Consider the following 13,891-nt stretch of genomic DNA (forward strand, 5'->3'; position numbering starts at 1 on the left):
ATGGCACATGGTCCAAATTACAAGGTTAAGTATAGAAGGAGAAGAGAAGGCAAAACCAACTATTACAGAAGGTACACTTACGTATTAAATAGATCGGATAGGGTAGTAGTTAGGTTGACAAATAAGTATGTAATTGTTCAGTTCGTTAAATTTGACCCTAAGGGTGACATAACAGTGGCTGCAGCTCATTCGAGAGAACTTATGAAGTTTGGTTGGAAGGGGGATGAGAACAACTCGACTGCCTGTTATCTAACAGGTTATCTGGCAGGCCTTAGGGCTAAGAAGGCAGGAATGACCAGCGCTAGCGCAGATCTGGGATTGTTCACTCCAACTAAGGGGGCCAGGATATTCTATGTGTTGAAAGGAGTCATTGACAGTGGCGTCAAGGTCCCCATGGGCGATGTTGGGGTTAATAATGATAGGTTAGCAGGAAAGCATATTGCTGAATACGCTAAGAAGCTTGAGCAAGAGGATCCGGATAAATATAGAGGGTTATTCTCAAGGTATCTGGCTAGGGGTCTTGACCCTAAGGATCTACCCGCCCATTTCAAGGAGGTTCTAAATTCTATTAAATCAGGTGAGAAGTGATGGCTGAGGAAGTACCTGTTTCAAATGTAGAGGAGTGGAAACCCAGGACCAAAATTGGTCAGTTGGTTAAAGAGGGCAAGATAACTTCAATTAAGGAGCTCTACGCAAGGAACATGAGTATAGCAGAACCTGAAATTATTGATGTTCTATTGCCTAACATGAAGTATGAGGTAATTGATATAGGAATGGTACAGAAGCAAACAGATGCTGGTGAACTATCCAGGTATAAGGTTCTCGTAGTAATGGGGAATTACGATGGTTATGTGAGCATAGGCGTGGGTAAGTCTAAACAGTTGAGGGTGGCCATTCAAAAGGCAATTAGAGACGCAAAAATGCATGTTATACCTGTTAGAAGAGGATGTGGAAGCTGGGAGTGTACTTGTGGTGAATCACATAGCTTACCTTTCCTTGTCTCAGGTAAGTCAGGTAGCGCAGAGGTTGTGTTGAGGCCTGCACCTAAGGGAACAGGTTTAGTAGCTGGAGGAGTATTAAAGACCTTGCTGACCTATGCCGGAATAAAGGATGTCTGGTCATTTAGTAGGGGAGAGACAAGAACAACGGACAATTTCATCATGGCAGGCTATAGAGCTCTCTATAATACGTATAAATTCGTAACCCCAGTTGATTGGGCAAGGAGAAGGTGAAGGTTTTATGTCGTCTATCCTTATTGTAAGGATAAGGGGAAGTGCCTCAACCCCCTGGGATCTTCAGGAGGTTCTGGAGATGCTTAGGTTAAGTAAACAGTATAGCGCAATGGTGTATCCAAAGCAGGATGATATTGTAGGAATGGTGAGGAAGGTTCAGTCTTACGTTACCTGGGGAGAGCTTAACATGGACGGAGCAAAGGCGTTAATGGCAAGAATAGAGACCGTTAAAGGCGCACTAGATCAATCCTTTATTGAAAAGGAGCTGGGGCTATCAACGGAAGACTTCATTAAGAAATTAGTAGACGGAGAACTAAAATTAAACTCTATTCCCTCTATAAAACTTCCCATAAGACTTCATCCACCTAGGAAGGGATTCAAAGGGAAGATAAACTCCTTTATTGGATCGGGAGGAGAGCTAGGTTACAGAGGAGAAAAGATTAATGAACTTGTAAGGAGGATGGTGTAAGATGGTAGTTAGGCGTGCAAAGAAATCGAGGAAAATGAGAGCCCATAGAACAATGGGCTGGGGAACAAAGGGACAGCACAGGGACAGGGGAGCCGAGGGCGGAAGACATGTAGGAATGCATAAGGAAAAATGGTCCTGGATAGTAAAGTATGGTAAGGATTGGTACGGGAAGCATGGGTTCGTTAATCCCACATCCAAGAAGTTGAATGCGATATCATTGAGAAAGCTTGGAGAGCTTATAGAGTCTGGTAAGATTCAGGTTACCAACAAAGATGGGAAGCTCGAGGTAGATCTTGAGAAACTAGGATATGACAAATTACTAGGAGGAGGTCAGGTTAAGGCTCCCTTAATAGTTAAAGTGGCCGTTGCAACCAATAAAGCAAAAGAGAAAATAGAAAAATCTGGTGGGCAAGTTATTTTAACCCCCCAGAGCTAACTGTTTTGATTAGTTCATGTCACTTACTGACGCGCTAGCCAAGTTGGGTCAGGTTCTCCCAGCAGTTACTAAGCCAGAGGAAAAACCAACGTTAAACAAGAAACTGCTATGGTCCATAGTGGGAGTAGTAGTCTATCTATTAATGTCATCTGTTCCCCTTTATGGGATCCAGAGTACTGCCCTAAGTAACTTCCTCTTGGAACAAGTAATATTTGCGTCTACCGCTGGCACGTTAGCCCAGCTTGGAATTGGACCCATAATCACTGCCGGACTAATAATGCAAATACTTGTTGGATCTAAACTGCTCAATCTTAACTTAAACGATGAAGAAGATAAGGCAAAGTTCACAGAAGCACAGAAGGGGTTAGCCTTTCTTTTCATCTTGTTGGAGTCATTTCTATTTGCATTTGCATTGACTAGGTCAAGTGGATTGTCCAATATCAATATTCCGTTAATTGTCGCTGGGCAATTGATTGTTGCAACTTACCTTATACTATTACTGGATGAATTAATTCAGAAAGGTTGGGGACTAGGCTCTGGAGTAAGCTTGTTCATCCTCGCTGGAACAATGAAAATAATATTCTGGTATATGTTCGGAATTGTGAACGTTCAATCTCAAAATCTCCCTGTCGGATTCTTCCCGTCGCTCGTCACAACCATAATCGATCACGGCAACTTACTTAATCTGGTGGTCAACACGACGAAATCTTTTCAGCCTGACCTAGTGGGGCTAATTACTACAATAGGTCTAATATTTCTAATAATATATCTGACTTCCATAAATGTTCAAATACCTATTACCTCTCAGAAACTAAGGGGAATAAGAAGAACGATTCCGCTCAACTTCCTTTATGTCAGTAGCATACCCGTTATATTTGTAAGTGTTCTTGGTGCAGATATTGAACTTTTCTCTTCCTTAACCTCTTATATATCATCCTCTGCTAGCAGTGTTCTAAACGCAATCCAATCCGCATTTATATTTCCACCACCTAGCACCACAATACCTCACAGTGTCTACGCTGTGGTACTAGACCCAGTAGGCGCAGTGATTTATTCTGTAGTTTTCATCGTGTTAGGTATACTCTTTGGAATAGTATGGGTAGAGGTATCTGGTCTTGATCCTGCCACTCAAGCTCAAAACCTTGTTGATGCTGGGATAGAGATCCCTGGCATGAGGAACAATCCAAAGATGATAGAGGCTGTATTGGCCAAGTATATCTATCCTCTAGCCTTCTTTAGTTCCCTAATAGTCAGTGTGATAGCGGTAGGGGCTACGCTTTTAGGAGTATACGGAACTGGTGTTGGAATACTCTTGGCGGTGTCCATAGCGATGCAGTATTACAGTCTATTAGCATACGAAAGATCTATAGAGATGTACCCCTTGTTAAAGAGATTGATAGGTGAATAGTCGTGAAACTGGGCATCGTAACTGGGATCCCAGGAGTTGGTAAGACAACTATCCTTAATACTATAAAGGAGATTTTATCAAAGGAAAATTCTAAGTTTCTAATAATGAATTATGGAGACTATATGTTGAAAACTGCTATGGAGATGAAATACGTTAGTAATAGGGATGAAATGAGGAAATTACCCCTTAACGTACAAAGACAACTCCAGTTGGAGGCCGCTAAGAACATATACAAGGATGCCTCTTCATTGGGAGATGGTTTATCCTTTTTAGATACGCATGCTGTAGTACGTACGCCAGGAGGGTACTTACCCGGTTTACCTAAGCATATAGTAGAGATTCTTCAACCCCAGGTGATATTTCTTATAGAGAGCGATCCAGAGCTTATTCTGAAGAGACAAGAGAACGATAAGACTAGGGCCAGGACCGATTATTCGGATCCAGCGGTAATCAAAGAGACCATGGATTTCGCAAGGTATTCGGCTATGGCATCGGCAGTTCTGGTAGGTGCTTCAGTAAAGGTCGTGAAAAATGTAGAGGGAGATCCATCCATAGCAGCGCATCAAATAATTAAATCGCTGGTCTAGGATGATTATTCAAATACTTGAAATTCTGTTTTTTTCGTTTCTTCTGAATTTTGTTCTGTATCTTGTCTACAGATATTATATTTCTAGGAAAATTTCCCAATACTTGTTAGTTTTGGAAGATCTTAACTCTAGAATTAATAAGGTTACCTCAAAGAGGAGGGAAAGGGTATATAGGAAGCTCTCCAAGGATATAAGAAAATATAATAGTGGACTCTACTTTTATTCAATGTTACAATCCTTCGCTCTCCTTGGCTTATATATCTTAGGTTTATTTCTTATTTTTACCATGAGATTTACAGTATATATACCATTCTACATACCAGTTTTAACACAGTCTGTTTCTTCAAGGCACGTAATTCTGGAGGGCCCCATTTTGGTCTATATCCTGTCGTTTTTACTTTTTACTCCACTATCCTTACGAAGGCCCAAAGCAAATATAAACTAAACATCTAATGATCTACAAGGGTGATCTCATGAAGCCTTATCAGAGGACATCTTCGTTGAAAAAGGTGTATAGAAGACTACCTTCCTCTAGAACTGGTGTATTGCTGAGGAAAAAGAGACCCAGTGTGGCCAAATGTGCAATATGCAAGAAACCTCTGAGGGGTAGCGTGGGATCAAAGCAGAGGATGTATGGAGGCTTCGTCTGTCATAAATGCCTTCAGAGCCTCATTAAACTGTCAATGAGAGGAATTTCATGATACTTGTGGTTAGTGGGCCTTCGGGTAGCGGGAAAACGACTGTAGCTAAGTCTCTCTCAGTTAAGTATGGACTTAGGTTTGTTTCAGGAGGTCAAATCTTTAGGGAAAAGGCATCCTCGATGGGGATGGATCTGCTTTCATTGAATAAGGAGGCTGAGAAAGACTTTGACATAGACAAGGTTATTGATAAAGAGATATTGAACCAAGCTAAAATGTCCAATGTTGTAATAGAATCGCACATAGCTGGCTGGATATTAGCGGGAGAATCTACAGTAAGTATTTATCTTTGGGCGCCGTTGGACGAAAGAGCTAGGAGGATATCTAAGAGAGATGGAATCTCTTATGAGAATGCACTATTAAGTATTCTAGAGAGAGAACAAAGCCATTATTACAGGTTCTGGAAATATTATGGTATAGACATTCAAGATCTTTCCCTTTACGATCTAGTGATTAACACCTCTAAGCTTTCTCCCGAAAAGGTGTTGGGCCTTATAGAATACTTTTTAGATTCATACATTCAGTTAAGTCCCCGTAAATGATTAGGATTGTAACTTTTGATGGCGGGAGTAGAGTCATTTATACAACAATTGACGACTCAGGTTACGGAAATATCGTGGAGTGTTTTTATACTAGCTTGGGCCATTGGTTGGGCTCTAAGAGGATCACCCATACCTATCTTTAAGGTAAAGAGAACTGGACAGGACTTCATTGAGGATGCGATAATGGCCGCTTTTTGGTTAGCCCTTGGGACCACCGTGTTTGCCCTTATCTCATATATTGCAGGACAATTTTAGGTGACAACAATGAATGTTTTTGAGATTTTGGCAATTTCACAGGATCTTGCTGGCCTAACTTACTTTCTGGGAACCCTCTTAATGGCTGTCCCAATTCCGGTATACGGGGTAAAGAAATGGGGGCCTAGATTAGTAATAGATGGTATATATTCATCGGTACTAGTTAATTTGTACGAGACCTTAATTGCGATTATAGCGCAGTTAGGCAGCTACCTAGGAATAAACTGGAGTTACTATATGAACTGGCTTTATCAGCTTCTTACCGGAGAGCTTCAAGTCTACACTCTACTACGGACCCTTTACACAACCATAACCTCATTTCCTTACGGTGGTATAAATCCCATAGTTGGCCCCCTTAGCCTTTTCCTCTCCATGATATCTGGGTTCATGAGTATTACTGGCACACTGATAGTTATCTCTCAGCTAGTGTATAATTACGTGGGACTAATATTAGCCTTGGGAATTTTACTCATCTCAATTCCCTTTAGAGTCGGTAGGTCGATTGGTGGTTCCTTCATAGGGTTTTCCATTGTATTTTACATCGGTTTACCGCTACTTCCCTCATTTCTAAGCGCATTTAATGTGAATGTGCTTCAAAATACTGTGAATTCCGCTGACAACCTTACCGTACTGGCAACTCAGGTGATCCCGGCTTATATAGAAGGCACTATTTTAATGCCATTGGTGTATATTGGCATACTAACTTCGTTATCAATTGGTATTGGATCAGCGATATCGGGGTCCTACTCAAGACTACCTATACCTGTTGACTTCCTATGAGCGTGGAATCATGAAATCAAGAACAATAATGGTATTTCTTTTAATTTATACCTCTATAATCTCTTTTGTTGAGACAAAAAATCCAGGTTTATCTATCATAACCTTGATAATAGCTATAGCTATATTTATCCTTCCAAAAATTACTTCTGCGTCTGCTGATTAGGTTGCTTCTTTTCCTTTTTCACTTCCTTGTTCATGAATATGGTAGTTTTCTGTCTTCCTCCCATTTTGATCTATAACGTTAAAGTTCTTCGGGTTATAAATCTGTTATGGGTTTCCAATTCTTCGATCATACGGCTGACGTGGGAATCAAGGCTTGGGGAAAGACCTTGGAAGAGGCATTTGAGAACTCGGCGTTGGCAGTATTCGAAATAATGACCGATACGTCAAAGATTGAGCCCAAGGTCTCAGTTGACATTGAGGTGGACGGCTATGATCTAGAGAACCTTTTATACAGGTGGATTGAGTCACTTCTATTTTACTATGACACGGAGTTACTGATATTCGGTAGATTTCAGGTGAAAATAGACGGGCTGAAATTGAAGGCAAAGGCTTTTGGTGAAAGATTTGATGAGACGAAGCATGAAAGGAGAACAGTGGTCAAGGCTATGACATATCACGAAATGTCCATTAAGACGAACGGAAATGTAGAGATAACGTTTGTAGTCGATATTTAAAATTCAAGAAATGCCGCCGCGGGGACTTGAACCCCGGACAACCCGGTCTCTATACCGAAGTCTTCAGCCGGGTGCTCTCCCGGGCTGAGCTACGGCGGCACGAAACTACTTCTACTAGCCTAAACTTAAAACTTTTGTCCCGCATGGTTCAATGGGGCCCGGCGACACCCGAGGAGTACCCTTATTAGGGTGTCTGTGAATTAGGGTCTCCAGGGGCCCCGACATTGAACGTCTTGTTGGTAAGTGCCAATAGGATTGACAGGATGTTTCTGGATGCATTCAGGGAAAGTTTAGAAAAAAACGGAATTAAATCCTACACTATGATTGAAATAATTCATGTTAGCCTTACGGCCTATGACTGGGACAAGGGTATATTTGACGGAACCAAGGTAATTGAAAAGATAAAATCTAAGATACCGAGGATGCCGAGTACGCTGGTTATTAGTATATTCTCACCTGAAGTGGAATATAATGGCACTTACCCCGAGTGTATGGTTAGGGAAAACCTAGTGTTATTCTCCATTGGAAATCTAATGAGAAGGGGCACGATAAAGGATCCAGTTAGTTACATCAGGGATAACATAAGTAGATTTATTCGAGCCGAGAATTGTATAACCTTAAACTAGATATAAGGCATGAATCGAATCTAGACCCTAAATCAAGCAAGTGTAGCCTCGATTGTAAGAAGACTAGGCACAGTTATTCTCATCTAATCTTGATAAAAAAGAATTTAGTGCGACCGCCGGGATTTGAACCCGGGATCTCTGGCTTGGGAGGCCAGCGTCCTAACCAGGCTGGACTACGGCCGCACTCTAAATATTTTTGGAGTGAGCCCGTTAATAAAGCTACAGCAGTTGATGATTTGGATTGTTCCCCCAAAGGACCAGATTTGTCATTATCACATGCCCAACAAAGAAAAGGAAGTTGCTTAATCTCACTTAATAAATTTTCAGCCCTAAAACTCCCTTATCGTGAATGACCTCACCCTGAATTGATGAACTCTCGAGCAGTCCCTCGAGAAGGTCTTTCAGGTTGTTTATTACATTTTCCGATAGCAGGTTCGGCGACATTATCTTTACCGTGTTACCGCTCTCCTGAATTGATCCATATACCTGTAAGATGGATTTGCACATTCTAATCACCCCTTCTTTGCTGTTCTGAAAGCTCTCTCTAGCAATGATTCCAAGCCTCTTTCCAAGATCTCTCCATTCACCGCTGGTCTCTGTCATGGAGAAGGGGGCTATTGTTATTGTACCCTTGTAGCTCTGAGAGATTTTTCCCAAGACTATGATGAGTTCCTTGACGCTTTCCAGGCTGACTCCACTAGACTCTATTTCAAGTGCGCTACTTAACAAATAGTTGGTATAATCATACAGGCTCATCTTCTTGGAAGATGCCAGTTCACTTAATCTAGAATGTAAATCCTTATCCATGAAACATGGGTGCCTGCTGGACTTATTCTTCTTCTCTGACATAGTTAAAAGCAGTATACAATCGTATAAAAATTTACAATCTTAATCAGTGGCTGCCCGCTCCTTTCATCGTTCAAGGAAAAATTTTCATCATAAAACTTGTAATCTGTAGGTAATTAATCACTTTATGATTTTCGCAGGCGTCGATCCTGGGACTTCCACGTATGCTGTGGCCATGGTAAATGAGTTAGGCAAGGTGATAAGTTACGCCGAGTTTCCAACTGACCAGGTTGAAAAGGACATAATGTCCATCTTGGCCTACATTCTTAGGTATAGGCCCTCACTTATCGCTTTACCCTCTGGTCATGGTCTTCCCTTCGTTCGAGCAAGGGATTTGGACGAGGATAGTATTTTCCTCATGACCCTATCTGCATCAGGCAAGGGTCCTCTTCACTCGTTTTTGAGAGCATCCAGGCATTTACCAGGGGTAACTATTCCCTCTGTTATAGAGCTATCCAGTGTTCCAAGGCACAGAAAGGTTAACATGATTGATTTGGGAACAGCAGATAAGCTGGCCTCTGCGTTTTTCTACAGGACCATGTTCAGGGATTTCGTGCTGGTGGAGGCGGGATCCAGGTTCCTCTCAGCGTTAGTGGTACTAGACGGGGTGATAGTTGACGGGCTGGGGAGCTCAATCCTGCCCGGTTCAGCTGGCTTCATGGACGGTGAGCTCGCCTATCTAATGTCGCAGAGAAGACCCTTGACGAAGAGCCAGATTTACTCAACAGGGACGTTCGAGAGAGCCGTCGAAGTGGCCAGAATGTTTGCAGATTACTATTCTAAGCACTATCACATTCCAGTGATAGTATCAGGTAAGAGAAAGGATGCAGTTCCATTCGGTCTAAAGTTTGATTTCAGGTTCAAGGAATCCGCAGTGGGATCAGCCTATATAGCCTCGGCGGTCTCAGGATACAGGTTCAGGGAACATATTGACATGCTTAATAGTGCCGGCACACCCATTGATTACGTGGAACTGGAGGGATGGGAAGAGAGCATTTCCTGGATAAGGATGCGATCATAGATAGGCAGGGAAATATAGGATTCGTGTTTACAAATCAGAATCCACCGGGCTACGTGTTCGGCTACACTAAATACATTTACACTGGAAGGGGACTTTGGAGAGGATATGAGAGGGTTCTAAAGTATTATGGGGTTCACAACCTTATTGATTCCCCGCAGAAATTTTCAGTGGAGCCCTGTTATGGTGTGGAATTTCCAGTTATTTCACTCTCTCAGGTAAGGAAGCGCCTGTACCCAGAGGAAGGATTTAGGAAGATACTGTCAAATGAAAGGAAGGTAGACCTAGCCCCTCTCTTCTCCCTCCTAGATAAAATACCCAATATCCGCCTAGGTATTACCGGTTCATATCTAGTTGGGATTGAACATGCAAATTCCGACGTTGATATGGTGATTTACGGATGTAAGGATGCATATGACTTCCTGAGTACGTTTCAAGGAGGTAGCCCTGACAAGGAATGGGTTGCAGAGACTGTGAGAAACTATTCCCTTGAGATAGAGGAAGTGAAATCCCTGTATGACGTCAGAACGAGGGGGATTTACAGGGGCATGAAATACTCCTTCCTCTTCGTTGACGATAAACCCCATCCTTACTGCAGAGATGTATGTTTCCCTGTTAGGGAGGTTACAATTCAAGGTGAAATTCAAGGGGATTGCAGGTCCCTTTTCTACCCCGCAGTGGCAGAACTATATTCCCGCGATTATTATGAAATAGTATCATGGGAAGGAATATATTCCATGGCCCTATTTAAGGGAGGGCTAGCTAGGGTAAGAGGGCTCGAAATGAACTGTTCAGGGAGGAGAGTGATACTTGTTGGCGACAGAAGGGTTAAGGGATCTATTAGAATTTTGTGAGAAGGTAGGTAGAGCACTGACTCTGTCATCGTTCGTAGAGGCGAGTATTCCAAAACCAGGTAATGCGGGACCTATGCAGGACATTCCTTCAGTGAAGTATAGGAGCCTTCTGGAATCTGCAATGAAATTGGAGGCATCATATCGTGATGCATGTCTGAGAGGTTATCGAAGGAAACTTCCCTTGATGGATCTGTTATATAGGGTATCAAGCAAGGATTTCGTCCTGCTGGGAACTGGAATATTATTATTGCCTCTGGCATATTCCGCTCCGTCCCTAAGTCTTGAGGGAGTAATTGCAGGAGCGTCTCAGGTAGTTCGTTCCATGGGATACGAGGATTGGAAGTGGTTTAGTCAAACGTTATCCATTATCCAACCTAGTTATTTGGGAAAGGTAGAAACCATGGACTATAGATCTGGGGATCTAGAATTTTGGAGAGTTTTGCAATGGTCTGCCATGTTTGATACGGTCTCCAGGGAACTGGTGGAGGGATATAGAAGGTCCCTCAAGGTCTTCCAGATGCTAAGGAGAAGGACTTGTGGCTCTTTCGTTCGAACAATACAACACGCTTTCATAAGGTTACTATCTGATGAGCCTGATGGATTGATTTTAAGAAAGTGGGGGAACAAAGCTGCCCTTAATGTCTCCTTGATGGCATCGAGAATACCAGATTGTCCGTCTGACGAGGAGCTAGCGAATTTCAATGAATTCTTAACTTCCCATGGGTTCAATCCAGGATCCACAGCTGATTTAATAGCCTCAGGGATTGCTCTATATGAACTGAATGAGCTCTTTAATAATGGTGTCAGGCCTTTCCTGCAGAGAGGATGTGATAGAGTCACTTAATAGACTGGGCACTAGGGTGATAGGCCTAGGGGATATTGAGTGTCCTCAGAGGATAAGGAACTTTAAGGGAATTCTAGGGGAAATGGATAGTATAACAGCAATGAAGTACATGGAGAGGAATAACCTCATGATCAGTAGGGAGGACGACTTATCGGTCGATTTCTCAACTCCCTATGTAATAGTTCACGAACCTCCCTTTGGAGTAGGTACTGGTTACATTAATGGAGTGAGCGTGGGCTCCCTCAGTTTAAGGGCAAAGATCCTAACTTACAGGCCTAGTGTGGTTTTTCATGGCCATTCGGAGGTACAGAAGGAGGTCGACTTTCAGGGTACTAGGGTAGTATCAATCGGTTTAGGTTCGTTGAGACAGTTCGTGGAATATTTTGGAAACGGACGTTATAAATTTATTACACTTTAATAAACATGAGCTCAATCAAATATCTTTTTATCAGGTATGGATTTAGACAATCACTTTCTCCTTTACGAGTCCTTATTAGCTAAAATGGTAGTATTATGTATGGTCTCCAGTCTTCTAGATCAGAGAGTTAGAAATCCGTTTGAATTTTATGCAGCATATTATCCACCAATAAATGCGGGTAGGAAGGCCTACACCATTGAGGAGCTTATGGACAGTATACGAAAAGTGGATGGATATTCGATTTTTTATCACGTATTCCATCCCATTTTTTCAAGCCATGTGGTACCCTACGACTTACATAACGACTTTGCGTTCTGGATTAGGGACGAGCTTCATGACGAGTCTCTGGCCTACAAGGTTTCAGATGTAGAAGGAACAGAGCCTAGAACTGTTGAGCAGGTAAGAGATGAAATCCTCAAGATCCTAGAGTCCTCTCAAAATAGGACTAGAGCCAATAAGCCGTTTCATTTTATTTCTTGTAGACCAGTGATATATGACACAGGAAAGAGGGCGTGGAGCATTGGCGAATTCATTGATGTGGTGTCAAGTATAACTATGCGATCCGTGGTGTATCACTTTGTCTTCAGGCGAGTTATGGGATACTCGAGCAGGAATGACTTCTCTACCTGGCTGGAACAGGAGTTCCAGGCCTCAGCGATAGCTGACAGGCTTTCGAAAATAGATCCACAAACATATGTTAATGAGGAGGTTCTCAGAGAGGACATACTTTCTTTGATAGAGAGGGTGATTTACTCATGATAGAAAAATACGCTGAAATAATAGGAGAAAACGAGCTAGATGCAATCTACAGAATAGCTGAGAAGTTGAAGGGATTGTCAGTTCTTCATGTTAATTCAACACCTAAGGGCGGTGGAGTAGCTGAAATCTTGAGCAAACTTGTCCCTATGATGAACGAACTGGGGATAAACACTCAATGGAAGGTCATAAGGGGGGACAATGAGTTCTTTAACGTAACAAAGTCATTTCATAACTCCCTACAGAACGGTTCGGGAAATGTAAATGATGAGACTTTCGCAGTTTACGAGAAATGGCAAGATATTAATGCATCGGAAATTCCGCTGGACTACGATGTGGTCTTCATACACGATCCTCAGCCTGCAGGATTAATCAAGGTAAGAAAGAAGGGAAAGTGGATATGGAGATGTCATATTGATATTTCCAATCCATATCCAAAGGTTTGGGAATTCCTTCGTAAGTATGTTCAGCAGTATGACGCCATGATAATATCGTCATCGGTATTTGGAAGAGAGGACCTTACCATCCCACAGTACGTGATTCCGCCGTCGATAGATCCCCTAAGCGTTAAGAACAGAGAGATATCACGATTTACTGTCGAGAGGATCCTAAGGAAGTTTGAGGTTGATCCTGATAGGCCACTGGTGACTCAGATTAGCAGATTTGACCGGGCAAAGGATCCAATAGGAGTAATATCTGCCTTTAAGGGGCTAAAGAAGCACATAGATGCTCAATTGGTCTACTTGGGAAGCCCCGCATCTGACGACCCCGAAGGGGATCAGGTATATCAGGAGACGGTAAAGGCAGCTGAAGGAGTGAAAGATGTTCATCTCTTAATGCTACCCCCCGACAGTGATCTGGAGGTTAATGCGTTCCAAAGGGGAGCAGACGTCGTAATGCAGAAATCGATTAAGGAAGGCTTCGGTTTAACCGTAAGCGAGGCCATGTGGAAAAGGAGAGCAGTAATTGGTGGTAATACGGGAGGAATTCCCTTACAGATAATCCATGGTTATACGGGATTCCTAGTGAATACGCCCGAGGAGGCCACACATTATCTCATTTACTTACTGCGAAATAGACAAATAAGGGAGAAGATAGGTCAGGACGCTAGGGAGCATGTTAGAAATAACTTCCTGATGACTAGGGAACTTCGGGATTACCTAATGGTAATGTTATTGTCAATTCAAGGCTGAGAGCTTACGCCTGATCTGATTGGCTCCAATCTTTTTCGTAATATCAAAACGGCGGATCACAATTCTGAGCCTAATAGGGCAGGGCTCAGGCCGGGATTTGAACCCGGGACCACTGGGTCCACAGTACTCATTTTTCTTTCAAGGAACGTTAAGAACTGTAATATGAGACTATGGCAAAGAAATGGTTTCATGAAACATGAATAGATAATGTTTAACGTCGTTTAACCAATCTCCTTACCAGCCTGGGTTTTA

At 42.5% G+C, this 13,891-nt stretch carries 19 protein-coding genes and 2 tRNA genes; 18 read left to right on the plus strand and 3 right to left on the minus strand.

Going from position 1 to position 13,891, the window contains the following annotated elements:
- From MSED_RS00565 to MSED_RS00620, 11 genes are all read left to right on the plus strand, one after another.
- Entirely contained in the window at positions 1-588 is a 588-nt protein-coding gene (locus MSED_RS00565; protein WP_011921256.1) for a 50S ribosomal protein L18, read from the plus strand.
- A complete protein-coding gene (locus MSED_RS00570; RefSeq protein WP_011921257.1) occupies positions 588-1,232 on the plus strand; it encodes a 30S ribosomal protein S5 in 645 nt (214 codons plus the stop codon). Before MSED_RS00565 ends, MSED_RS00570 begins: the two co-directional genes overlap by 1 nt.
- Before the next feature lie 7 nt (positions 1,233-1,239).
- A complete protein-coding gene (locus tag MSED_RS00575; protein WP_011921258.1) occupies positions 1,240-1,701 on the plus strand; it encodes a 50S ribosomal protein L30 in 462 nt (153 codons plus the stop codon).
- A gap of 1 nt (position 1,702) precedes the next feature.
- Positions 1,703-2,137, plus strand: coding sequence for an uL15 family ribosomal protein (locus tag MSED_RS00580; protein ID WP_011921259.1), 435 nt, complete (start codon positions 1,703-1,705; stop codon positions 2,135-2,137).
- A 16-nt stretch (positions 2,138-2,153) separates the two neighbouring features.
- Positions 2,154-3,545, plus strand: a complete 1,392-nt coding sequence (secY, locus tag MSED_RS00585) for a preprotein translocase subunit SecY (RefSeq protein WP_011921260.1) — start codon at positions 2,154-2,156, stop codon at positions 3,543-3,545.
- Positions 3,546-3,547: 2 nt separating this feature from the next.
- Positions 3,548-4,132: an adenylate kinase gene (locus MSED_RS00590; RefSeq protein ID WP_011921261.1), complete on the plus strand. Its 585-nt coding sequence runs from the start codon at positions 3,548-3,550 to the stop codon at positions 4,130-4,132.
- A gap of 473 nt (positions 4,133-4,605) precedes the next feature.
- A complete protein-coding gene (locus MSED_RS00600; RefSeq protein WP_048060220.1) occupies positions 4,606-4,833 on the plus strand; it encodes an eL34 family ribosomal protein in 228 nt (75 codons plus the stop codon).
- Complete coding sequence (gene cmk / locus MSED_RS00605) at positions 4,830-5,372, plus strand: (d)CMP kinase (RefSeq protein WP_011921264.1); 543 nt, start codon at positions 4,830-4,832, stop codon at positions 5,370-5,372. Before MSED_RS00600 ends, cmk begins: the two co-directional genes overlap by 4 nt.
- Positions 5,373-5,390: 18 nt before the next feature.
- A complete protein-coding gene (gene cedA1, locus MSED_RS00610) occupies positions 5,391-5,627 on the plus strand; it encodes a DNA import protein CedA1 (RefSeq protein ID WP_011921265.1) in 237 nt (78 codons plus the stop codon).
- Positions 5,628-5,636: 9 nt separating this feature from the next.
- Positions 5,637-6,407 (plus strand): DNA import protein CedA, encoded by a 771-nt coding sequence (gene cedA, locus MSED_RS00615; RefSeq protein ID WP_011921266.1) that lies wholly within the window; start codon positions 5,637-5,639, stop codon positions 6,405-6,407.
- A 269-nt stretch (positions 6,408-6,676) separates the two neighbouring features.
- Positions 6,677-7,084 (plus strand): archease, encoded by a 408-nt coding sequence (locus tag MSED_RS00620; RefSeq protein WP_011921267.1) that lies wholly within the window; start codon positions 6,677-6,679, stop codon positions 7,082-7,084.
- A gap of 11 nt (positions 7,085-7,095) precedes the next feature.
- On the opposite strand, the gene MSED_RS00625 is transcribed toward MSED_RS00620, so the two are convergent.
- A tRNA-Phe gene (locus MSED_RS00625) sits at positions 7,096-7,183 on the minus strand.
- 221 nt (positions 7,184-7,404) lie between these two features.
- Between MSED_RS00625 and MSED_RS00630 the strand changes: the two genes are divergently transcribed.
- The gene (locus MSED_RS00630; protein ID WP_144418718.1) at positions 7,405-7,710 is read left to right on the plus strand and encodes a hypothetical protein; all 306 of its coding nucleotides are present in this window, start codon (positions 7,405-7,407) and stop codon (positions 7,708-7,710) included.
- Positions 7,711-7,818: 108 nt separating this feature from the next.
- Here the strand turns inward: MSED_RS00630 and MSED_RS00635 are convergent.
- Both MSED_RS00635 and MSED_RS00640 read right to left on the minus strand, forming a co-directional pair.
- Positions 7,819-7,893, minus strand: a tRNA-Gly gene (locus tag MSED_RS00635).
- A gap of 129 nt (positions 7,894-8,022) precedes the next feature.
- Positions 8,023-8,559 carry a hypothetical protein gene (locus MSED_RS00640; RefSeq protein WP_011921269.1) on the minus strand — a complete coding sequence of 179 codons (537 nt, stop codon included), beginning with the start codon at positions 8,557-8,559 and terminating at the stop codon, positions 8,023-8,025.
- A gap of 124 nt (positions 8,560-8,683) precedes the next feature.
- Between MSED_RS00640 and MSED_RS00645 the strand changes: the two genes are divergently transcribed.
- The 6 genes from MSED_RS00645 to MSED_RS00670 all read left to right on the plus strand — a co-directional run bounded on the left by MSED_RS00645 (position 8,684) and on the right by MSED_RS00670 (position 13,639).
- A complete protein-coding gene (locus MSED_RS00645) occupies positions 8,684-9,577 on the plus strand; it encodes a DUF1464 family protein (protein WP_011921270.1) in 894 nt (297 codons plus the stop codon).
- Complete coding sequence (locus tag MSED_RS00650; protein ID WP_011921271.1) at positions 9,538-10,428, plus strand: hypothetical protein; 891 nt, start codon at positions 9,538-9,540, stop codon at positions 10,426-10,428. The genes MSED_RS00645 and MSED_RS00650 overlap by 40 nt, the downstream gene beginning before the upstream one ends.
- Positions 10,388-11,272 carry a triphosphoribosyl-dephospho-CoA synthase gene (locus MSED_RS00655; protein WP_144418800.1) on the plus strand — a complete coding sequence of 295 codons (885 nt, stop codon included), beginning with the start codon at positions 10,388-10,390 and terminating at the stop codon, positions 11,270-11,272. Before MSED_RS00650 ends, MSED_RS00655 begins: the two co-directional genes overlap by 41 nt.
- A complete protein-coding gene (locus MSED_RS00660; protein ID WP_011921273.1) occupies positions 11,256-11,690 on the plus strand; it encodes a metallophosphoesterase family protein in 435 nt (144 codons plus the stop codon). Before MSED_RS00655 ends, MSED_RS00660 begins: the two co-directional genes overlap by 17 nt.
- A 99-nt stretch (positions 11,691-11,789) precedes the next feature.
- Complete coding sequence (locus MSED_RS00665) at positions 11,790-12,449, plus strand: DUF5752 family protein (protein ID WP_048059938.1); 660 nt, start codon at positions 11,790-11,792, stop codon at positions 12,447-12,449.
- Positions 12,446-13,639 (plus strand): glycosyltransferase, encoded by a 1,194-nt coding sequence (locus MSED_RS00670; protein WP_011921275.1) that lies wholly within the window; start codon positions 12,446-12,448, stop codon positions 13,637-13,639. The genes MSED_RS00665 and MSED_RS00670 overlap by 4 nt, the downstream gene beginning before the upstream one ends.
- Positions 13,640-13,891: the final 252 nt, after the last annotated feature.

It is taken from the genome of Metallosphaera sedula DSM 5348, assembly GCF_000016605.1.
GTDB lineage: Archaea > Thermoproteota > Thermoprotei_A > Sulfolobales > Sulfolobaceae > Metallosphaera > Metallosphaera sedula.